Raw genomic sequence first — 22,236 nt, 5'->3', positions numbered from 1 at the left:
CTTGTTAACAAGATTAGTGCAATTTTTATTTGAGTAAATTACAAGCATTATACTTAACTCAAAACTTCTCCTTTTAATCAGCAAGAGGAGAAGTATATTTATTTTGAAATATTTGCGTTGACTAATTTAATGTTAAAAATTTTCGTATCTATCAGCCTGAAATAAACTTTGTTGCTATATAGGAATCCGATTTGATTATTGAAAAAATTTACGTATATGTATTATATGTATGGTGGGCAGTGCCCACCATATCAGACAGTTCGAGAATTTCATCAAAGCAGAAACTGCGGACTAAATTTGCTAATTTTTCTGCTAAGTCAGAATGAGTTTGCGAAATTTGCTCAATTAATTGGAAAATTTTCTCAGCATCAACTGCAATGGCTGCTTGGTTAAGTTCTGCTATCCATTCAGCAGGCATGATTGTAATTGACGAATGAATATTCAAGATAGAATATTGAACATTTTCTAGTTTATTAACTGTTGGATTTTCACTACTTTCTTCTGAACAAATATAGTTAACCTGTAAATATTCAGCTATCTTTTCAAAAATTATTTGTTCGCGGAATGGTTTGCGAATTAAGTCGTTGCAACCTGCGGCTAAAATACTTGCTTGTTGTTCTTCAAAAGCACTAGCAGTCAAAGCAATAATCACAGTGTGGGCAGTTTTATCTAAACTTTTCTCCCTGGCTCTAATTTCTTTAGTTGCATCGTAGCCGTTCATTACAGGCATCCGCATATCCATCCAAATTAAGTGAGGTTGCCATTTCTGCCACATGGCGATCGCTTCTTGTCCGTTACTAGCAGCCTCAACTTCAAAGCCAACACCGCCAAGCAGTTGCATCATTAAATCGCGGTTTTCTTTGCGATCGTCAACTACGAGAATACGGTAAGTTGGTTGGTCTACTGCTAGTTTGAGTACACGTCCCCTACTCAACTTTGGTGTAACTTTTAATGGTGTGGCTAAATTAACTTGGATGTTAAAACTAAAAGTAGATCCTTGCCCCAAAGTACTGCAAAGGCGAATATCTCCCCCCAGCAACCTTACAAACTGTCGGCTAATAGTTAGACCTAACCCAGTACCCTCTTTAGTTTGAATACCGCTGGTTGTTTGGACAAACGGCTGAAACAGGTTATTCATTTCTGCTGCTGCTATCCCCCGTCCAGTATCCTCAACTTCAAAAATTATGAATTGGGAATCGGGCATAGATTTGTAGTTATTCTCCTTGTCTCCCTTGTCCTCCTTGTCCCCCTTGTCTCCTTCTCCCCATTCCCCACCTTCCAATCTCGCCCGCAGCGTCACTCCCCCAGCTTGGGTGAACTTGATGGCGTTACCCAACAGGTTAATCAGAACTTGGCGGAGTTTACCCTCATCTGTTTGTACATAACGTGGAAGATCGGCAGCAATTTCAAACTTGAGGTACAACTGCTTTGTCTGTGCCCGCACCTGAAACATTTCTTGTAATGTTTGCAACATCAGGTATAGATCGAAGTCCTCCGGATTGAAAACGATGTGTCCAGCTTCAATTTTGGACATTTCCAGCACATCGTTAATCAGATTGAGTAAGTGTTCTCCACTACGGTTAATAGTAGCTAAAGATTCACGCTGGTTTGAGTTCAGACTAGGGTCTCGCTCCATCAACTGAGAAAAACCTAAGATGGCATTGAGAGGAGTGCGAAGTTCGTGGCTCATGTTAGCCAAGAAAGCACTTTTGGCACGGTTGGCAGTTTCGGCGGCTTCTTTTGCCACTCTCAAGGCTGCTTCTGCTTGATGCCTAGCCCGACCGATCGCAATGATTTCACCTACCAATTTTAGGAGATTAATCTCCTGTTGATTCCAGTTTTTCGTATAGTGAATAGTATCTGCGGCAATAAACCCGACTACTTTACCAGAATGAATCATTGGTACACCCAATGCAGATTTAATTGACTGATTTTTAAAGAATTCTTTCTCAGGAGTACCGGGTGATAAATCGGCTATGCATGGCAAAATAGAATTTTGCCCTACAAGTATTGGTGCAAGTAGAGGGAACATTTCTAGGTTGCCCCTTCTGGCATTACCGATTAATGGTTGAATATTAGCAGCACGCCATTCATTGACTATATAAACTTCCTTTGACTCATCAGATAACTCAAAAATCGAGCAGCGTTCAGCATTAATGAATTGAGCGATCGCCTCAAGTGTAAAATTAATTGCTGTGTCTATATCTTGGTCGATAAATTGGCGGGAAATACTGCTGAGTATACTTTCTAGTTGGGCGCGACGTTGCAGGGCTTGCTCTACTTGCTTGCGATCGCTTATATCGGTAAAGACAGAATCTAAACAGGATTCTTCGGCGTTGAGGCGGAGTGATAATAATACCCAAACTACAGATCCATCCCAGCGCCGTAGTGCTAATTCAAAATTGCGAACTTCGCCATAGGCTTCTAATTCTGCTAACATCCGGGCGCGATCGTTGGGATTAACATACAATTCAGTTGTGAAATACCTGCCAATCAAGTCACTAGCAGCAGCGAAACCTAAAATATCAGCACCGCGTTGATTTGCATCCACAATCAAGCCATCTTGTTGACGAGTGCGGAAAATCCCTACTTGGGAATTTTCAAAGATGTTGCGGTATTTCATTTCGCTACGACGCAAGGCTTCTTCTGCTTGCTTGCGTTCTGTAATGTCGCGTCCTACACAAGCAATGGCAATTCTACCGTCAGGAGTGTTAATTGTCGAAGTGTTAAAGCTGAACCATCGCCAACTATGATCTTTATGTCTTAATCGCACTTCAATTCCAGTTAGCTTTTCTCCAGGTACAGATCTTTGTAAACCTATGGCACTAAATGCTACATCTTCAGGGTAAGTAAATTCCAGTACAGAATGTCCTTCGATTTCTGCCAGGCTGTAACCCATAAGTGAAGTTACATTAGGCGAGTGATAAGTAAATATTCCCTCTGGTGAGAGGACAGATATTAAATCATTGGCATTTTCTACAATAGTGCGGAATTTTAACTCACTCTCTTGCAAAGCTGCTTGGGCACGTTTGCGTTCTGTGGCATCAGTGCCGACTGAAAGAATTTCGATTAAGTTGCCTTGCTCATCTAAAATCGGTTTATTTGCCCAAACTATCCAGACGCGATCGCCATTTTTACACAAATTCTCATTTTCATTAAATAAATAGTTTTCTGGGTGTTGGCAAATATCAACCATTAATACTTGTAAGTCGCGCCCAGAAGTTTCAGTTTCGGGGACAATTGTACCGACAACATTGCGTCCTGTAATCTCTTGGGCATCAAAGCCAAAAAGCTTTTGACCGTAGTCATTTAAATATATGATGTCACCGTTACTGTCCCAACGCAGAATAATACAGTTGGCTGTTTGTACCAAATCCCGATACTGTACTTCGCTTTGTCGCAAAGCTTTCTCAGTACGTTTGCGATCGCTAATATCCCGTACTATTGCCAAGATGTGTCGTTTGCCATTGTAAATGCAAGTCGTTCCTTTAACTTCCACATCTATTAAAGTGCCATCTTTGCAGACATCAACTGCTTGTCCATAAAATTGCCCCCCAGTTCTTGTTGTTTCAATAAACTCATGGAAAACTTTATGGGAGTCTGGGTGAATGTAAGCTGATGGATGCAAACCAACAAATTCTTCGTAAGTATAACCATGCATCTGGCAAGCAGCGGGATTGACTTCGGCAACTGTTTCAGTTTCTATTTCAGTAATAAATAGTCCATCATTGATCGCTTCAAAAATACTGCGGTATTGCAACTCACTTTGTCGCAGTGCTGCTTCTGCTTTTTGGCGTTGGGTGACATCGCGGAAACTCCACACTCTACCAATAATCTGGTCTTTGATGCGTTGTGGACAGGAGTATCTCTCAAAGACTCTACCATCTTGCAATTCTAAAAAGTCGTAACTATCTAGCTCTGGCTGGGCGTATAATTCTCGAACTCGCTGCAAAAATCCCTCAGGATCTTTTAACTGGTTTGCTAAATACGCCAGCCGCTTGGGATGATCTGGTTCTGACAAAAGTTCTGGTGGAATTGACCACATTTCTAAGAACTTTTGGTTGTAACTAGTGATACTACCTAAGCTATCGACTGCTAAAATTCCATCTTGAATCGATTCTAAGATAGCGCTTAACAAAGATAAGGAGTTTTCTAAAGCTACTTGGGCTTGTTGGCGGTCGCTAACATCACGCCCTAAAACCACCAGCGCCTTGCGTCTACCATCTTGGTGAAATACAGGCACTTTGATCATATCGACAATGCTGACTGTACCATCAGGGCGAGGTACAATTTCTTCTACCCGATGTATAGATCCCTGCCGCCAAGCTTGTTCATCTGTTTGGTCGCAATTAAGCAAAGTATCGTGATAAAAATCACTAAATTGCGCTAGTTCTGAATCGGTTTTTCCTTTGTAATCAACGCCATGTATCTCTAAAAATTTCAGGTTAGCTTGATTCGACTCCAGCCATTTTCCTTCACTGTCCTTTAAACAGATAATATCTGGTGTCGCATTAATTAGTGTGCGTAAACGCTCTTCACTCTCTTGGAAGGATTTTTGAGCTTCTTGAGCTAGCGTAATATCCTGAATTACTAGTACAGCACAATCATTTTCAGCTAGTCCTGCACGACTACCAGAGATTTGCAAGACCAAAGAACGCTTACCTTGGTAAAACTCATACTCTGTAGTTTCGTACTCTCCATTTTGGATCAGCACATCAGGGTAAGAGTTCAAAGCCACAGGTTTTCCTAATTGTAATAGGGGCAGTAACTCACTTAACTGCCAACCTGCGATCGCACTTTGAGGTCGGTTCACTAGACACTCAAAGCTAGAATTGCACCATTGAACACATCGGTTTTCTCCAACCCAGACTACAGCATCTGCGATCGCACCTAGCGTTACTTCCATCTTGGTAAGAGTTGCTTGCAATTGCTTAACTTGCTCTAGCTGTTCAGCGCTCATCAGCGATTCCTTATTACCTATCGACTCTTTGAATCAGTATGTGAACTAAAATCTACGTTAAATAAACTTTTAAATGACAATACCTTCGCCAAAAAAAGAGTATGGAGACACAGGGCGCTCTGTAGTAGAGTTATTGCCTTCCAAAACGACAACTCAGAAGCTACAATTCACCCGTTGTCGATATCTTACCACTGTGGAAGATGCTTGCTACCACAAATAAATTTCTAGTCAAGCAATATATGCCTTTTTCTTAACTCATTTAGGATTGCTATATATCCAGATCTTTCTTCTTTTGAAAAAGGCGTGAAAGTTCCTCAAGCCAAAGTTTAAAAGGGAGGCGTTGACAGTATTTTTCTGGGTAACAGCCCTGATGGAGTTGCTTTTTTTAACCAAAATATCACTAATATTAACAGGCTATAAAATGCTAAGTAACACGGTTGAAAAATATCTGAAATTATTCAAGGATTCTCCTAATTATAGAGAAACTGACAGAATTGCTGATGAAATGAAAAAGGAATTTGATACATCGCCTCCTTCAGTTAGTGAAGTGATTCAGGAGTTGGAAAAATATGCTTCAAATCCAGAAGATTATCCTGGGGCTTCGTTTGTCATGATGGCAGCATGGCGTAACTTATCAAAGGATTACACACCTATACTTTGTCAAATCCTCAATGATGAAAGTAATAATGGTCTTCATGAATCAGTTATTGAACTTTTGGATGTATTGCGCGATGAAAGAGCAATTCCTGCATTATCCAAGGCATTGACATACCGATGGTCTTATGATGAATGGCTCAATGTGCCAAGAAAGTCTCTCCTAGCATTAGCAGAAATCGGAACTCCTGAAGCGAAGATGATTATAGAGTCGGCAACTCAATCCCTTGAAGAGCTAATTAGCGAAGATGCAAATCTGATATTAGACAATTGGTAAGAGGTCAAAAACGAAGTTTGTGCCATTTATTAGTGAAGCATAATATCCATCTAAACTTAGAAGTTCCTCATGGGAACCTTGTTCAACAATTGTTCCTTGATCGAGGACTAAAATTGTATCTGCATTACGGATAGTACTCAAGCGATGAGCGATCGCAATCCGCGTACATGAAAGATCATGCAAATTCTGTTCAATCAAATTCTCTGTGACAACATCCAGATGGCTGGTTGCTTCATCTAATAAGAGAATAGCAGGTTGGTGAGCTAAAGCACGCGCTAGTGATAAGCGTTGGCGTTGCCCTCCCGATAAACCACTACCGCCTTCCGCAACTCTTGTTTCATAACCCATAGGCATTTGCATAATATCATCATGGATAGCCGCCAGCTTTGCTGCTGCCATGATTTTCTCTAGAGCCAGGCTAGGATCGTTAACGCTAATATTTTGCCGAATTGAACCGCTAAACAGAAATGGCTCTTGAAGTACAACCCCAAATTGACTACGCAATGTGCGCCAGTTTAATGCTTGCAAGGGTATCCCATCATAAAAAATTTCACCTGCGGTTGGTAAATAAAGCCCAAGTAAAAGTTTAGCTAGTGTACTTTTTCCCGAGCCAGAACGACCAACTAAAGCTATTTTTTGTCCTGGTTCGATTGTCAGTGAGATATTGTGTAAGACTAATGGGGCATTTAAATCGTAGCGAAAGCTGATCTGGTTTAATTCAATTCGACCTGTTAGCCGTGGTGCAGTTTGAACGTTCTGTAACTTCTGCTCTGACTCGGCTGTGAGAACATCAGTAAGTCGTTCCAGATGTGCGCCTACCAATTGTAAACGCTGACCGTTTGATAGCAACGAGGACAGAGGCATTAAGAAGGATGCAGCGATCGCATTTAACGCTAGCATTGTCCCTAAGCTCATCGTTCCATTTAGCACATACATCGCTCCCACCCATAACAGCAGCAGTGGTGAGAAGGTACGCAGCGAAACCATTGCCGTGTCAACCATCGCGCCTAAATGATTACGTTGTAGTGAGACATTTAATTGCTTGAAAAATAAATTAGTCCAGTAGTCAAAAGCACGCTCCTCACTACCACAGGCCTTGAGTGTCAGGATTCCTGTTAATGCTTCAACCAAGTAACTTTGAGATTCTGCTTGAGCTAACAAATCGCGTTGCATGAGGTCATGGACTCGGCTGGTTGTGCCAAATAACAGCATCACCTGAAGCAATCCAACAAGCAAAACAGTGATTCCAAAAGTGGGTTCTTGAACAAACAGTAGAATCAAGTATCCCAACACAAAGGTAGCATCTAAGATCATTGATAGCGTCTGACTAGTGAGGGTTTCTCGAATCATGGCGTTGCTTCCCAGGCGCATGAGCAGATCGCCAACTGTGCGTTGCTCGAAAAACCGAAAAGGAAGTGTCAGTAAGTGTTCAAAGAAACCGAGCATTAAGCGGGTATCAATGCGTGCTTGCAAATAAATCAGCAGCGCTGCGCGTAAATAACTCGTTACCATTTGCGCTAGCACGAGAATCAGCATCCCCAGCCCCAGGATTGGCATGATATCGGCGATCTGAAACGGTAAGATGCGATCGACAACTACTTTAGTCAAGATAGGTAGCGCTAGCCCCACAATTTGTAAAAGCAGGGAGGTGCAGAGGATTTGCAATAACAAGCCGGGTGTGTGCAAGATGTATTGCAGCAAATAGTCCGACCACGATAATGACGATTTTGTGCGGCGGCGTTGGAATTGCACGCCTGGCTCGAAAGTCAATACTACCCCTGTAAAGCCCTCATGGAATTGATCGATAGTTAATCTGCGTCGTCCACTGCTGGGATCGACAATTTCAACATAGTTTTTTGACCAGCGTTCCACAACTACAAAATGCTCGAAGTTCCAATAGACAATTGCTGGTAACTGAATATATTTAAAATCGGTAAGTTCTTCCAGGGAGTATGCTTTTACACGCAATCCATAGGCACGAGCAGCTTTGGCAATGGTTTGTGCAGTCACACCATCTCGACCAATACCCATAAACTCTCGACATTCATTAACCCGAGTCTGCCTGCCATAGTAACTGAGAATCATTGCTAGGCAAGCTGCACCACATTCAACAGCATTTAGTTGTAATCTGATCGGAACTCGCCGTTGGGAATGCTGCAAAAACTTGATCCAGCCAGCAGGCGATAGGAGATATTTTAGTCCCCAAGCGATCGCCTCAAGCTGTAAATGTATTCGTTGTACTTTCTTGAGAACATTCATGGTCTATTGCTCAAAGAATTGCCCAATTAGCGGTAAGACAGATATGATGCGTTGCGAACCTACTTCGGCTTTGGCATGACCGACACTACCCAAATATGCAGCAGCAGACAAATTTTCGGGTATTGGCTCTAATTGTGCGATCGCTACTGCACTTGGCCTGGTGATTTGCTGTGCAGTTTGCGAGTTAAGCACAAATCGTTTTTGGATAGTATCAGGGCTAATAATTTCCGGTTCAACAGTAATCATGGAATGGCTTTTGCGATTCTCGTTCCGAGAGGCTCCGCCAACGCCCCTAACATCAAAATTCAAAAACAATTTCTTGGTTTTTCGCAAGCTTGCAAGATGTTGAGGTTCAAAAAAGGTGGCTACGACAATTCTTTGATTGCTCAAGCGAACAACGATAGCTTTACCAGAAGCATACATTGGCACCTTGGTAAACCAAGCGATAAGGCTACTCACACTTAGCAACCCCAACAGCAACCATAGATAAATAAACGTGCGTGGAGAAACCAGTCGCGGCAAGATAGACTTTTCTCTACCTTCTAGATAGCGACGAACAGCATCTTCACGAAAGATTGAGCGAGGTAAGTTTGTCATTGGTCATTTGTCAAAAGTCCAGAGTCAATAGTCAATAAATTATTTCTCCCCAGTCCCCCTTGTCTCCCCACTCTCCCCAAACCCTCACTCCCACAGCAATACTGAAGGTAATTGCTCTGGCTGTGCTAGACGAAGTAGTTGATAACCAATTCCGGCTGTGCCTGGGAAAAAGCCAGGATTAAATACAGAATTAGGTAAATTAGGAAACAGTTGATATGCTCCAGTACGCTTGGCTTTAGCTACAACTTTTGAGGCATTCTGGAAAGCACTTTGGTACCAATCGGGGCGAGAGTAGCGTTGACCACCAACTAACAACACCTCAACCCGTCCTAGATTCCCACAGCACAGATGATCGATGGCTTGCAATGCATAGCGCTGAGTGGTTTGCAGAGCGATTTCTATCTCGCGTTCAATTTCAGGTGTTTTCAAAATCTGGAAACTACCTAAGCGAGCTAACCCAATTCCGGTTGCCCCATGACACCACTGAGTTGGAAAAACAGGCTGTCCTGTTTGTGCTAATCCGCGAAAGTCGGGCCAGTTGGCATGAGATTCAGAAAAAACGCTGCGCTCATACTCAATGCCTTCTAAGGCAGCTTCTAAGTAGTTGTGATCTTGGGTAACAGTATAAAGTTGTAACAGCGCATAGGAGATGCCTGCGGCTCCGTGGGAGAAGCCTGTAAAAGGAGTTTCACCGATTGTCAACCAAGCTTTAGGCGCACCTTCATGGCTGACTTGGTGGGTGAGTAAATGCTGTCCACAGGCGATCGCCTTTTCTAATACTGTTGCTTCTTTTGTTACTCCATAAAGGGATAACAGCCCTAATATGGCTCCAGCAGCACCGCTAATAATATCCAAATATTTATCCGCCGCAATCAGTTCTGGTGTTATCCAATCGCACAAGGCTTGAGCATCTTGCAAGAGCGTTTCATCGCTGAGGAATTGGCTCACCTTGACAAAGGTATAAATTATAGAACCTAAACCTGATGCACCCCCAATTCCACTGAGGCGAGCATGACGCTGCTGAGATTCTGGATCGAGAGTGTGGATCTGCCGACGTAAAGATTGTAATGATTGCAATGCCAGATTACGGAAACGTGATTCACCGCATACCTGAGAGAGCGCGGCGAGAAACAGTGCTACCCCGCAGCGTCCGTCATACAGACTATCATTTAACACTTGTAGTTGAAATCTTTCTGCTTCGGGGATATAAACTAAGCCAATCCAGTTCACGCTACCATCGGGGTCGGGAATAGCTCTCGCTTCCAGTTCAGTAGCGATCGCTCTGGCTTCCGCAATCAACTGTTGTGAGTTCAGCAATGGTAACGACTCCACATCCCATTGCTCGCTTTCCTGGTTTGAGTTTTGCGCTACCTTGGCGTAATAGGAGCCTTGAATTATGGCGACTTGTCGGGATAAATCAGTTTCATCAAGGGTTTGCAATTGACTGAAAACTTGCTGGTAACTGGGTTGCTTGAAGTATTGCCCAATAGTTTGATTTTTGCTGACGCTTAATTCATCGCTAGCAGCACTAGCGGTAAAAAAAGGAATATCTAACTGCTGCATAGCTTGCAGTTCCGCACTCAGAATCGCCCAAGCATGAGGTTTTTCCTGAGCAACGAGAAAAGCATAACTGAGGCGATCCAGTTCAATGCTATAGTCCACTCCGTTTTTTAGGTAATCAGGTGCCCACGCGTTTTGCAGGATAGTACCGTAAATCTGGGTAGCGCGGAAGATAAAGCGGACTTGTTGATTTTGCATCGCAGCCAGCGGACTTTCTGGAGCCAAGAGCCTATCCTGATTTACCATCAAGAAACGATACATCTGCTCAAATCCGGCAGCGATTTGTACCTGATAATCGTTGGTAGACAAGGCAATCTCACCCAAGCGCGGCACATTTTTCTCCAGGGGGAATGTCACCGACTCATACCGTTGGTGCATATTATCGGTATTAATTGCCTGCCAGCGAGGCATTCTCCGGGGAGCTGGTTGAGAATCACTACTGCCCAACCCGCTAATATCATAAGCAACGCGGCGATCGCTGCTAAAATCCCACCGAGGTAACATTCCGGTGCGGAGTACTGAATCCCAAAGGTGCTGTGCTGCGGCTGTCTCAAAATCTTGGATAAACGGGGAATTTTCAATTAAATTTGCTTCATGATGCAACAGGGTTTCCATATCGATCAACACTAAATGTTCGCCACTGGCAATTAAGTTTTCGCAATGGCAATCGGTTCCCCTGAGAGCATAAAGTACACACAACAGCATCCCAGCGCGTTGATAAAAGCGTTCCGCAGCGGCTTCATTAGCACAGGGTTGGTATTCAACATATTCCACCCAACCGTAACTCTTCTGGTTAAGCACCTGAATCACTTTGAAATCTAACAACTGACTGTGTTGATTGCACCAGTTCAAAAATTGATTAAAACCAACTTCCAACCCTAAATCCTTGGGCTTATAAACGAGTTTGAGTCCAGACTCAAAGGTGAGCAAAATGACGCTTCTGCCGCGCTTATGGGGGTCAGAAAGGGAGGTTTGGATTTGTGCAACTTTGTCTAAGCTATGAATCGTTGAGCCAAAAACTCGCTGAATTTCTGCTTTATCCTCAGCCAATCGTTGCAGGAATTCAGCTGCGAACTCGACCCAAAAATTGACTGCTGTTGCCACTAACCGACCAAGAACTGGGTACTTTTGGAAGAAGGTTAACAGCCCATCTTGTAATAATTGCTTAATAAACCGGGTGTAGTGGGTTTTGCTATTGTTGTCTTCTGTTTCTAACCCTAGCAAATTGAGCAAATTCTGACCAAAAGGACGAACTTGGGAAAATTCAAAGTCCAATGTCTTGGTGCAAAGTACTGCCAGTCGTTGCAGCAAACTGCGTTCTAAAGCTTGGTAAGCGGTTTCTGAAAGAAGCGAGAGGGGGAGGGTATCTTCCGTAAATTGCCCAGAACCAAGACGAGTCAGGAGTTGCTGCCTAGCAACTATGATGGCAGGTAAGAGAACGTCCTCAAAAAGAATAGGATTGTCTGGATCGGTTGGCAGAAATGATGCAGATGCAGACATAAATTCTGTTGCCATCTGCATGATTTTTTCTAAAGTTTCTGCCCATTCCGGTAAAGGCTGAGTGCCAGTAAATCGGACAGTTCCCAATAGAGGACGAACTGTATCGAGGTTCAAACCTTCCCACTGTAAGCGTTTTTGCAAGGTGTCTAAGTTGCCTTGTGCAGCAACCTGACACCAGCGATCGCGACGACGATCGATTTCTGGTTGAGCCTGTTCGCTATTTGCAGTAAAAACCTCTGAATCAAGGCGTTCCCAGAGGAAACTGGCGTTAGCAACAATTGAGGCTAAATCTGCATTAGTGTAATTGATTGGAGGTGCGTAGGTGCAGCCCAAACTAGGCATCGATATCTGAGACATAGTGTAATTCTGGAAAATGGGGTAGTGCTAAATGAAGTGAAGATTGATAGCAGATGCGGCTTAGGGAGTAGGCGATTGCCGACAATTTATAAAGTAGGGGGAAAAGACTTTCCCCCAGATTTGAAAGCCATATCGCTCCTTTCAAGTTACGATTCTTGAAAGCAGGCGAACTTGAACAGACACTAAAAACAATACCTATTGTTTGTGTAACCAAAAGCGCCAGCGACTGTGAGTAAGTCAGTCTCCAAAAGTTCCTGTTTCTCTAACATTAGCTCGCTGACTACTTGCGCTATCCTCTGTTGGGTCAACGAGTAACCTTTTTCTGCACCTGCGCTTGTAATCAGTTTGATGGCTTCTGCTAAGTTGGCAGATGCTTTTACTTGCTGTTGCAGTTGAGCATTTTGCAGCAGTTCTTTGATGTTTTCAATCACGAGTAAGTTCTCCTTGTAAAAATTAGGTAAGAACCTTCTGAGCTATGATTCCAGAAAGAAACCGGAGCCTGGTAGCTCATACCGTGCAATAAATCAAGCCACATTTACAATCAGGCATTAGTCCACCGGCGACCATAAGTAAGTCGGATTCTGTCAATGCGCGTTCCTCTAAAATTAGCCCACTGACCACCTGAGCTACACTTTCTTGTGTAAAAGAGTAGCCCTTTTGTGCACCTGCGATTGTAATCAGTTTGATGGCTTCTGCTAAGTTACCAGCTTCTTTGAGTTGCTGTTGCAATTGAACATTTTGCAAGAGTTCTTTGATGTTCTCAATCATGAATTTATTCTCCTTTTTGAAGTTAGAAAAAATTTTCTAGAGCAGATTAAGAGCTACTAAAAATAAAAACTATTCAAGTAGCTCAGAGGTTTATCGAAACGCACTATCCAATGTGTCCTGATGTCAGATATTGAAATTTACCTGCTAAATCTCACACACAGTATTTCTCATTCTCGTATTACAAGGAGGAGGCAATGCTCCAGCAATTGAGAGTAAGTCAGTTTCCGTAAGTTCATGCCCCTCCAACATTAGTTTGCTGACCATCTGAGCTACACTCTCTTGGGTAAACGAGTAGCCCTTTTGTGCACCTGCGGTTGTAATCAGTTTGATAGCTTCTGCTAAATTGGTAGCTTCTTTGACTTGTTGTTGAAGTTGAGCATTCTGCAACAGTTCTTTGATGTGCTGAATCATGATTAAGTTTTCCTTTTTTTAACGAACCGTATAGCCTGGATTTCTCACTCCTTCAGTAGGTTGTGACGTAAAAAAACTCAACACCAAGATAATAGTTTTTCTCCAATATTTTGAGATTGCTTCCTTACGTCGCAATGACTCAACAGAATAATCAAAAACTCCAGGTTCCAAAATTGACGAGGTTTATAGAAGCAATTTCACCCTTTAATAACAAAGGTTAATAAAGCTTTCCCAGGATGTGAAACTTTGCCTCCCTCCAGCAACTGCAAGTAAGTCAGCTTCTGATAGTTCGCGCTCCTTTAACATTAGTCCGCTGACCACCTGAGCTATACTCTCTTGTGTAAAAGAGTAACCCTTTTGTGTACTAGCAGTAGTAATAAGTTTGATGGCTTCTACTAAGTTGGCAGCTTCTTTAACTTGCTGTTGCAATTGAGCATTTTGCAACAGTTCTTTGATGTTCTGAATCATGAGTTTACTCCGCTTTTTGAAATTCGGTAATGTGAGGAAATATCGAAGCAATTTCACTCCTTATTTCCCAAAATTTTGAGCTAGGATTGAATCCAGTTCGAAAACGAGACGATAAAATAAATGCCCAGTGCAAGCTTACCAACAACAGTTGTAAAAGCTTAGTCCCGTTATAGCAGAATTTCGCAACCCGCCAGCAACTGCGAGTAAGTCAGCTTCGGAGAGTTCGCGTTCTAAGATTAACTCGTTAACTACCTGAGCTATACTCTCTTGGGTAAACGAGTAGCCCATTTGTGTGCCTGCGGTTGTGATCAGTTTGATGGCTTCTGCTAAGTTGGCAGCTTTTTTTATTTGCTGTTGCAGTTGAGTATTTTGCAGTAGTTCTTTGATGTTCTCAATCATGGTTGTGTCCTCATTAAATAACGATGAAAAATTCACTTACTTGAAGGAACTAATTGCTTCTGACCGATTTAATGAAGCATTCCGCCTTCAGTTGGTCATTATCAAGTAGTTAATAATATATTCTCGTGTAATTTTCAAAAGGTAAATGTGGATAATTTAAGGAGTTTTATTTAACCCAAAGTAAGCAGCAAAAAACTTGAATTAAGGATAAGTAAGTAAATTTAAGTTGAGTAATCTTTGTTGAACAATGTTAAGTTTGAATTTCTATCAAATTGGTATATAGCGATTCTCACTTAATTAAAGTATGCCAAGAAGTAATTAACTACAGATAAACACAGCGAAAAGTCTGAGCAGAAGCTTCCTCCGCTCAGAACTTTTCAAGCCAGATACACACTGACATTGATCTGTGTGTATCGGTGTGTATCTGTGGTTCGATATCTAAAACATCTGGACTACTTGCCTCTGCCCAAAGCTCTTTTTCAAGTTAGGTCTAATAATCATCGCGTCAGCCTCAAGCATTGTATTATTCAGCAACACAAATACCGGGTGCTTTTAGAAACGCAACCTCGTGTACAATCAGGTTGCACATTAACGCTTAGAGTACAAGTTACAGTTAACCAAAAATTTCGAGACCAGGACTTGTCGCAGTAAGACTGATATCCTCAACTACAGCAATAATGTCATTAGAAGCAGGCGAGCCAAAGAAGATGACTGTATCTTTGATAGATGAGGAATTTGTACCCGTACCCGTATTCGGAAAGTTTTGCTGTACAAAGGTGAAATCGCTAGCAGAGCCTTGGAAAGGAAAACGGAGACGGAGTTTGTCCCCATCTTGTATAGAAAAGTCGCTGATAACAGCATGACCTGCTTGTCGATAGCCATCCAATATGACGAAGGTATCAGCAGATTGAACTCCTACGGAGGCATTTCCTCCTATTAAAATATCCACCTCTCCGGTATTAAAGCCGCCATTGCCGTTGAGGGTATCGTTACCCGCACCTCCTGAAAGATTGTCATTGCCAGAAAATGAACCTGATAGGCTATCGTTACCACTACCACCTTTCATAGAGCCACCACCACCCCCAGCAATCAGAGTAACGTTTTGGTTGGCTTTAGAAGCATCTATGATATTGAAGCTATCGCCTCCTTGAATTGTGACGCTTTCAATACCTTTGAGGGTATCAATGCCTGTGACTGTTCCATCTGGTATGCCTCCTATGGACTTACCACCTCTGAGTGTGCTTGTGTTTGGGTCATTGACAAATGAGAGCAGCTCAAAGTTAGTATCGCCTTGTATAAATAAGAAATCATCACCTGCTCCCCCGATATATTGGTCATTCCCCGCTCCATCAGAGCTACTATCGGAAAAACTATCGTTTCCTGTTCCACCCTGGACAAAGTCATTCCCTGCGCCACCATTCAAATTATTGCCGTCATTTCCACCGATAAGGGTGTCATTGCCTTCATTACCACGCAGGAAGTTAAATCCCGAACCTCCTACTATGCTGTCATCACCACGACCACCATTGATTTGGTCAAGTCCACGGCTACCTGTGATGGTGTCATTGCCATCACCCCCAAAGAGAAAGGTTCGCCCTGACAACAAAGCTTGAGAGGCATTAATCGTGTCATTACCTGTAGTACCAGTGAGCCTGACATCCTCAATCTCAGAAAAATTGTGAGCTAAATTACCAACAAAGAGCTGATTATTAGTCAAGAAATAATTTGAGGCTCCCTCAACACGTAGCTCGTCATTACCTGCACCGCCAATCAAGGTATCGCCAACATCACCTACAGCAGGAGAGTTGCCGTTTTGAGCAATGAGAATATCGTTACCTGCGCCGCCATTAAGGAGATTGTTTCCAGTGCCACCAGAAAGGGTATCGTTGTCATCGCCACCGTTGAGAGTGTCGTTACCAGCACCACCATCAAGAGTGTCTCTGTTGGAGCCACCATTGAGGGAATCGTTGCCAAGTCCCCCTAATAAAGAATCGTTGCCGAAATTGCCTATGAGGGTGTCATTGCCTGCGCCACCATTGACTGTATCGTTACCTGCCAAAGCATCGATTATATCGTTTGCTCCATCAGCTACGATTTTGTCGTCGGCTTGGGTGATAGTTCCACTAATAATCGCCATAATTTTGTGTTTCCTTTGATTTGGTTATGAGTTTGTGTATTATTTCCAATTTTTCAAGCGAGCTAAATTTGACTAAAGCCAAATCCGAAGCGATCGCTGTTATTACCAGGTTGCCTTTTGCACTCAAAAAGGTAAATGTGGATAATTTAAGGAGTTTGATTCCCAAAAATTAAAGGACAAAAGTGTTAAGTAAGGTTAAGTAAGAAAATGTAAGGAGAGTCATCTTTACCCAACTAGGCAAGGTCTAGATTTGAGCCTGTTTGGTAAACAAATCTGGAAAGTTAAAAATTCGGGCTGTAGGTGAATATATAAATAGTTGTGATTCAGGCCTGAGCAATGGACTTTGAAACAGCATTCAAAATATTAGATGCAGCAGTTGTTGCCCAGACACAAAGACATTTGAAAGATATTGAAGTGGCAATACTTCGCTGTTCTTGGCAAGGAAAAAAATATGATGAGATTGCCCAAACTCATGGCTACACTACCGAATACCTACAGCATGATGTAGGCCCTAAGCTATGGCAGATGTTGTCAGAAGCAATTGGGGAAAAGGTTAGTAAAAAGAATTTTCAGGCAGCACTAGAGCGTCAGCGGCTTTCGCGCACAGCGACTTCACCAAACCAGTTAGAGGCAATTTTCCACTCCCACAAGCTGATGTCATCTTCACAATTAAAAATAGAGAAAATGACATCAAATAACTCAGTTTCTCCAGCAAATAAAGAAGCATTAGTAACTATAAACACAAATGAACGCGCTCAACTAAATGCAGAACCAGAATTCCCGGTGGGACAAGTTCCTCTGGCTTCTAACTTTTATATTGAACGCCCTCCAATTGAAGAGCGCTGTTATCAAGAGATTTTGCAGCCAGGTTCTTTAATTCGCATTAAAGCACCCGGACAGATGGGTAAAACTTCGCTCATGGCTAGGATTCTTGATGAAGCTAGAAAGCATGGCTGTCAAACTGTATCCTTAAGCTTTCATTTAGCAGATAAAGCAGTTTTCACGAGCTTGGATACATTTTTACGCTGGTTCTGTGAAAGTGTAGGTAGGAAACTGAAGCAGCTTCATCAGTTAGATGATTATTGGAGTATGTATGGCAGTAAGGACAAAACTACGGCTTACTTTGAAGAGTGTTTATTAGAAGAAATCGATAGCCCATTAGTAGTTAGCTTAGATGGTGTCGATCGCATTTTTCCATATCGTGACATTGCCGAAGACTTTTTTAGCCTGTTGCGCGCTTGGTATGAGTATGCAAAGTATGGCGATCGCAGTAGCGAACTCTGGAAAAAACTCCGGCTAGTTTTGGTACATTCCAAAGAAGTTTATATTCCGCTAAATATCAATCAATCTCCCTTTAATGTAGGCTTGAGCGTTGAATTACAAGAGTTTAACCCCGAACAAGTCAAAATTTTAGTTGAGCGTCATCAAGGGCTAAACTGGACTGATGCTCAGGTGGAAAAACTGATGGACATGGTAGGAGGACATCCTAATTTAGTACGGCTAGCTCTTTATCAGGTTCAACACCAGGAGATCACACTTGAGCAATTATTGCAAACAGCCCCAACTGAAGCGGGAATTTACAGCGATCATCTCCGAGGACATTTGTGTAATCTCGAACATCATCCCAATTTAGCCGCAGCTTTTAGCCAAGTTGTGAACAGTTTAGTACCAATAGAACTAGACTCGGAGTCAGCGTTTAAATTACACAGTATGGGCTTAGTAGTATATTGTAATGAAAACAAGGTGATGCCACGCTGCGATTTGTATCGCCAATATTTTCAAAATCGCCTGAGTTATTAGGGAAGATGGAGAGTGTGGGGAGTGTGGGGAGTGTGGGGAGTGTGGGGGGACAAGGGAGAAATAGAAATAATTAATTGGCTCTGGACTCTGGACAAATGACAATTGACCAATGACAAATGACTATTGAATGTACAAATATCAAGTCGGAGGGAGTCTACAAATTGATGCTCCCAGCTATGTGCAGCGCCAAGCCGACAAAGATTTTTACGATGCGCTCAAGGCTGGGGAATTTTGTTATGTCTTCAACTCGCGCCAGATGGGTAAGTCTAGTCTGCGAGTGCAAACAATGCGTAAACTGCAAGCAGAAGATATTGCTTGTGGTGTGATCGACATTACGGCGATTGGGAGTCAGGATATTACCCAATCTGAGTGGTATTTGGGCGTACTGCGGAGACTGGCGCGTAGTTTCATCCCTAAATTCAAAGTATTAAATTGGTGGAGCGATCGCTCTGGACTTTCACCGCTAGAGTGCTTAAGTGAGTTTATCGAGTCAGTGCTGTTGGTAGAAGTCTCTGAAAATATTGTGATTTTTGTAGACGAAATAGATAGCATTCTCAAATTAAACTTCAAAGATGATTTTTTAGCTTTAATTCGAGCTTGCTATAACAAACGCGCCGATAATCCCGCTTACCAACGCCTGACTTTTGCATTGCTAGGGGTAACTACTCCCTACGATTTGATTCAAGATAAACACCGCACACCTTTTAATATTGGTCGAGCAATTGAACTCAACGGCTTTCAATTGTCGGAAGCTCAACCATTAGCTGAGGGATTAGTGGGTAAATTTGTTAATCCTCAGATAGTTTTGCAAGAAATATTAGCTTGGAGTGGTGGTCAACCTTTTCTGACTCAGAAGCTTTGCCAGTTAGTTGTCACCGCTTCCGCTGTCATTCCACCAAATGGTGAAGCAGAGTATATTGAGAAACTTGTGCGTTCTCAAATAATAGAAAATTGGGAATCGCAAGATGAACCAGAGCATCTGAGAACGATTCGCGATCGCCTTTTTTGCCGATGCACCGATGGCAATGGCATTTTGAGAAACGAACAGCGCATTAAGAAGTTGCTAAAGCTTTATCAGCAAATTTTACAAAAAGGTCAAATAACAGCAGATAACAGCCCTGAGCAAATGGAATTGCGGTTATCAGGATTGGTAGTCAAGCAACAAGGTTCTTTAAAAGTTTATAACCGCATATATGCAACTGTTTTTAATCAAAATTGGCTTGATAAAGCGTTATTAGGTTTACAATCTGTTGAGATATCGCCTTTCCCCAGTAAGCGCCGTCTGCAAACTGTGCTGATATTAAGTGTGATTGTCACAGCCTTAGTAATGGGAGTGCGGCATCTAGGACTATTACAAGCTGCGGAGTTAAGGGCTTTCGACCAACTACTGCGACTGCGCCCTAGCGAACAACCAGATCCTCGGCTTTTGGTAGTTGCGATCGCGGAAAATGATTTTAAGCTACCAGAACAGCAAGACAGAAAAGGCTCGCTGTCCGATCGCGCACTCGCTTTACTGGTGCAGAAACTGGAAAAGTTACAACCACGAGCCATTGGCTTAGATATTTATCGTGATTTCCCTGTTGGCTCCAAGGAAGCACCTTTAGCTGCTTGGATGCGACGCAGTGACAAATTTTTTACTATTTGTAGATTTAGCGAACCTCAAAATAACGAGCCAGGTATTGCATCTTTGCCGGAAATTCCTATAGAACGTCAAGGCTTTAGCGATTTTATCCAAGATAGGGATAGTATTCTCCGTCGCCAGTTAATTGCGATGAAACCAAGCGATTCATCCCCTTGTAATACGCCTTACGCTTTAAGCGCGCAATTGGCATTTCGTTATTTAAAAGCCGAGGGTATCTCTGCAAAATACACCAAAAATCAGGAGTTGCAGATTGGCAAAGTTGTATTTAAACGTTTGCGTTCACGAAGTGTCTCCTTTGGAGAATCGCACATGGGTGGTTATCAACAACTGGATGACCGGGGCTATCAAGTATTACTAAATTACCGTTCCTTTGGCTCTCCCTTAAAGGCGATAGAGCAAATCACCCTCAAAGATGCACTCAAGGGTGCGATCGCTCCCAATCAAGTCAAGAATCGCATCGTACTTATCGGTGTTACTACTCAAAGTGCTGGAGATTATTTTCCGACACCTTACACTACTCACCAAAAGCAGGAAATTCCTGGTGTGATTATTCATGCGCAAATGGTGAGTCAAATTCTCAGTGCAGTTTTAGATGGGCGAACTCTGTTATGGGTTTGGCCTGTTTGGAGTGAGGTTTTGTGGATTTTTTATTGGTCTGTTTTTGGAGGGATAGTAGCATGGCGCATTCGTAATTTATTGCTTTTAGGATTAGTAGGAATTGCTGTAATTGTGGTTATATCTACAATGTGCTTTGTTATGCTCCTAAAAGGCATTTGGATACCGCTAATTCCTGCCGTACTAACGCTGGGGGTTACAGGAACTAGTGTAGTACTAGTAATTCGTAATTTGGAAAGCCATGTAAAAAGGGAATAATTCTGAAAATACGTTTCATGCTTTTGGAGGATTAAATAGCCTTTATTAGTTCGCTGACTATATTTATCTTCTAACTGTAAAACTGAGAGTTTACCAATATAAATAAATCAAAAATTCAAGCCAATTATAAGAGGTTGTTTGAAAAGTGGTTGGCTGTGATTGTAAGCATTTACTGATCCCCCCTAGCCCCCCTTTTTAAGGGGGGAACCGGACTCAAAGTCCCCCTTTTTAAGGGGGATTTAGGGGGATCTAAAATTATTAAATACATCACTAAGGACTTTTAAAACAGCCTCTAAAACAAAGTTAGTTTTTAAAGAGGTTATACTAATACTAATTTAAATAATATTTGCGATGAATTAATTATTCGTAAAGGCACAACAATATTTCCTAACTATCAGCATGATTCATTTTTTGAATTGGTATAATTATACAAAAAGACTACAAAATCAAACTGCAAAATTTAGATTAAATATGACTTTATTGATTAAAAATTATGAAGTACAAATTACCAATTACTATTAAATTTGCCTGCGCGTTCGTCGCAGACGTTGGCGCAGCCATCGCTTTAGTATCGCTTTGCTTCACACTAGTACCAACACAGCCCGTAAAATCTCAGGTTCCCGAAACGGAGATTTTTAACGCACCACCGCCGCCACCTGATATTAACGCACCTGGGAATCGCACAGCCGGAGGAAAGCGCGGCTGCGAGAGTATGCAGAAGCAGCCTGCTATATCCCAAGAAAAGTTTCTTACAGCCTTAGTTCCGGTGTATCAACCTCCTAATGCAGAACTAGTCTTTGGATTAACAACTATCTCTCATCCAACTTTCTGGTTTTACGTTCCTTATAAAACTACATCTGCCGCAGAGTTCGTGCTACAGAATCAAGCGGGGCAAACTGTCTACCAAAATCCTGTTTCATTGTCTGGGACACCAGGGATTGTCAGCGTCTCTTTGCCATCAACAGCTTCTTCGTTAAAAATTGGCGATCGCTATCATTGGTACTTTAATATTTACTGCAATCCCCAACAACCACCTGTTTTTGTTGATGGTTGGATAAAAAGAATCGAACCCAACACTGCTTTGAAAAGTCAGTTAGAGAAAGCAACACCAAAGCAGCGCGTTGCTCTTTATGCTACTCATGGTATTTGGTACGAGTTAGTGACTGCTTCAGCTGAACTTCGTCGCTTAGAGCCGAAACGTAATGATTGGGCTAAGATATTGCAATCTGTTGGTTTGAATGACATTGCTTCAGAACCAATAGTAGATTGCTGTCGATAGTTATACCAATTTTGTCTGAAGATGCACATAACAAGACCCCCCTTACCAAGCAGGGCTGTTTCATTCGTAATGGTATGTATTTTGTCAATATGAATGGCGATAAATATCAGGGCAAAAGTCATAAATTGTTGACCATCTTGATGCCTAAGATTGAATACCAAGCTCGTTTTTTATCTCCTGAACCCTTGCATTTTCAAGCCTTTTAGGGAATGAAACAGCCCTGCCCTTACCAAGGGGATACAGCTGGCGAATGGTGGGTCTGGCTCCTTATATCCTAATGCAAATAGTTTTCTGG

The 22,236-nt window shown here is 42.3% G+C and carries 14 protein-coding genes; 4 read left to right on the top strand and 10 right to left on the bottom strand.

Annotated features, from left to right (window positions below):
* Window positions 1–208 precede the first annotated feature (208 nt).
* Window positions 209–4,960 (bottom strand): PAS domain S-box protein, encoded by a 4,752-nt coding sequence (locus BV372_RS27610; protein WP_086689682.1) that lies wholly within the window; start codon window positions 4,958–4,960, stop codon window positions 209–211.
* A gap of 340 nt (window positions 4,961–5,300) precedes the next feature.
* Here BV372_RS27610 and BV372_RS27605 point away from each other — a divergent pair, with 340 nt between their 5' ends.
* Window positions 5,301–5,891 (top strand): HEAT repeat domain-containing protein, encoded by a 591-nt coding sequence (locus tag BV372_RS27605; RefSeq protein WP_143845324.1) that lies wholly within the window; start codon window positions 5,301–5,303, stop codon window positions 5,889–5,891.
* Here BV372_RS27605 and BV372_RS27600 read toward each other — a convergent pair.
* The 9 genes from BV372_RS27600 to BV372_RS27560 all read right to left on the bottom strand — a co-directional run bounded on the left by BV372_RS27600 (window position 5,877) and on the right by BV372_RS27560 (window position 16,347).
* Window positions 5,877–8,150 carry a peptidase domain-containing ABC transporter gene (locus BV372_RS27600; RefSeq protein WP_086689680.1) on the bottom strand — a complete coding sequence of 758 codons (2,274 nt, stop codon included), beginning with the start codon at window positions 8,148–8,150 and terminating at the stop codon, window positions 5,877–5,879. The two genes, BV372_RS27605 and BV372_RS27600, sit on opposite strands and share 15 nt — an antisense overlap.
* 3 nt (window positions 8,151–8,153) lie before the next feature.
* A complete protein-coding gene (locus BV372_RS27595) occupies window positions 8,154–8,747 on the bottom strand; it encodes a hypothetical protein (RefSeq protein WP_086689679.1) in 594 nt (197 codons plus the stop codon).
* 84 nt (window positions 8,748–8,831) lie between these two features.
* Window positions 8,832–12,164 (bottom strand): type 2 lanthipeptide synthetase LanM family protein, encoded by a 3,333-nt coding sequence (locus tag BV372_RS27590; RefSeq protein ID WP_086689678.1) that lies wholly within the window; start codon window positions 12,162–12,164, stop codon window positions 8,832–8,834.
* A 182-nt stretch (window positions 12,165–12,346) separates the two neighbouring features.
* Window positions 12,347–12,595 carry a Nif11-like leader peptide family natural product precursor gene (locus BV372_RS27585; protein ID WP_086689677.1) on the bottom strand — a complete coding sequence of 83 codons (249 nt, stop codon included), beginning with the start codon at window positions 12,593–12,595 and terminating at the stop codon, window positions 12,347–12,349.
* 76 nt (window positions 12,596–12,671) lie between these two features.
* Entirely contained in the window at window positions 12,672–12,932 is a 261-nt protein-coding gene (locus BV372_RS27580; protein WP_086689676.1) for a Nif11-like leader peptide family natural product precursor, read from the bottom strand.
* A 144-nt stretch (window positions 12,933–13,076) separates the two neighbouring features.
* A complete protein-coding gene (locus tag BV372_RS27575; RefSeq protein ID WP_086689675.1) occupies window positions 13,077–13,343 on the bottom strand; it encodes a Nif11-like leader peptide family natural product precursor in 267 nt (88 codons plus the stop codon).
* 204 nt (window positions 13,344–13,547) lie between these two features.
* A complete protein-coding gene (locus tag BV372_RS27570) occupies window positions 13,548–13,811 on the bottom strand; it encodes a Nif11-like leader peptide family natural product precursor (protein WP_086689674.1) in 264 nt (87 codons plus the stop codon).
* 135 nt (window positions 13,812–13,946) lie between these two features.
* Entirely contained in the window at window positions 13,947–14,210 is a 264-nt protein-coding gene (locus BV372_RS27565; protein ID WP_086689673.1) for a Nif11-like leader peptide family natural product precursor, read from the bottom strand.
* Between the two features lie 613 nt (window positions 14,211–14,823).
* Window positions 14,824–16,347: a calcium-binding protein gene (locus tag BV372_RS27560; protein WP_086689672.1), complete on the bottom strand. Its 1,524-nt coding sequence runs from the start codon at window positions 16,345–16,347 to the stop codon at window positions 14,824–14,826.
* A 336-nt stretch (window positions 16,348–16,683) separates the two neighbouring features.
* On the opposite strand from BV372_RS27560, the gene BV372_RS27555 reads away from it, so the two are divergent.
* From BV372_RS27555 to BV372_RS27545, 3 genes are all read left to right on the top strand, one after another.
* Window positions 16,684–18,147, top strand: coding sequence for an AAA-like domain-containing protein (locus BV372_RS27555; protein ID WP_086689671.1), 1,464 nt, complete (start codon window positions 16,684–16,686; stop codon window positions 18,145–18,147).
* 127 nt (window positions 18,148–18,274) lie between these two features.
* Window positions 18,275–20,662: a CHASE2 domain-containing protein gene (locus BV372_RS27550; RefSeq protein ID WP_086689670.1), complete on the top strand. Its 2,388-nt coding sequence runs from the start codon at window positions 18,275–18,277 to the stop codon at window positions 20,660–20,662.
* A 493-nt stretch (window positions 20,663–21,155) separates the two neighbouring features.
* Window positions 21,156–21,941 (top strand): DUF928 domain-containing protein, encoded by a 786-nt coding sequence (locus BV372_RS27545; RefSeq protein WP_086689669.1) that lies wholly within the window; start codon window positions 21,156–21,158, stop codon window positions 21,939–21,941.
* Window positions 21,942–22,236 lie beyond the last annotated feature (295 nt).

The organism is Nostoc sp. T09, from assembly GCF_002154695.1.
Classification (GTDB): domain Bacteria; phylum Cyanobacteriota; class Cyanobacteriia; order Cyanobacteriales; family Nostocaceae; genus Aulosira.
This window is presented reverse-complemented; position numbering and strand designations above follow the sequence as displayed.

Coding starts and splice junctions, on each gene's coding strand:
- BV372_RS27575 (WP_086689675.1), bottom strand. CDS start 13,343: ATGATTCAGCACATCAAAGAACTGTTGCAGAATGCTCAACTTCAACAA.
- BV372_RS27550 (WP_086689670.1), top strand. CDS start 18,275: ATGTACAAATATCAAGTCGGAGGGAGTCTACAAATTGATGCTCCCAGC.
- BV372_RS27560 (WP_086689672.1), bottom strand. CDS start 16,347: ATGGCGATTATTAGTGGAACTATCACCCAAGCCGACGACAAAATCGTA.
- BV372_RS27580 (WP_086689676.1), bottom strand. CDS start 12,932: ATGATTGAGAACATCAAAGAACTCTTGCAAAATGTTCAATTGCAACAG.
- BV372_RS27570 (WP_086689674.1), bottom strand. CDS start 13,811: ATGATTCAGAACATCAAAGAACTGTTGCAAAATGCTCAATTGCAACAG.
- BV372_RS27600 (WP_086689680.1), bottom strand. CDS start 8,150: ATGAATGTTCTCAAGAAAGTACAACGAATACATTTACAGCTTGAGGCG.
- BV372_RS27610 (WP_086689682.1), bottom strand. CDS start 4,960: ATGAGCGCTGAACAGCTAGAGCAAGTTAAGCAATTGCAAGCAACTCTT.
- BV372_RS27545 (WP_086689669.1), top strand. CDS start 21,156: ATGAAGTACAAATTACCAATTACTATTAAATTTGCCTGCGCGTTCGTC.
- BV372_RS27565 (WP_086689673.1), bottom strand. CDS start 14,210: ATGATTGAGAACATCAAAGAACTACTGCAAAATACTCAACTGCAACAG.
- BV372_RS27595 (WP_086689679.1), bottom strand. CDS start 8,747: ATGACAAACTTACCTCGCTCAATCTTTCGTGAAGATGCTGTTCGTCGC.
- BV372_RS27590 (WP_086689678.1), bottom strand. CDS start 12,164: ATGTCTCAGATATCGATGCCTAGTTTGGGCTGCACCTACGCACCTCCA.
- BV372_RS27555 (WP_086689671.1), top strand. CDS start 16,684: ATGGACTTTGAAACAGCATTCAAAATATTAGATGCAGCAGTTGTTGCC.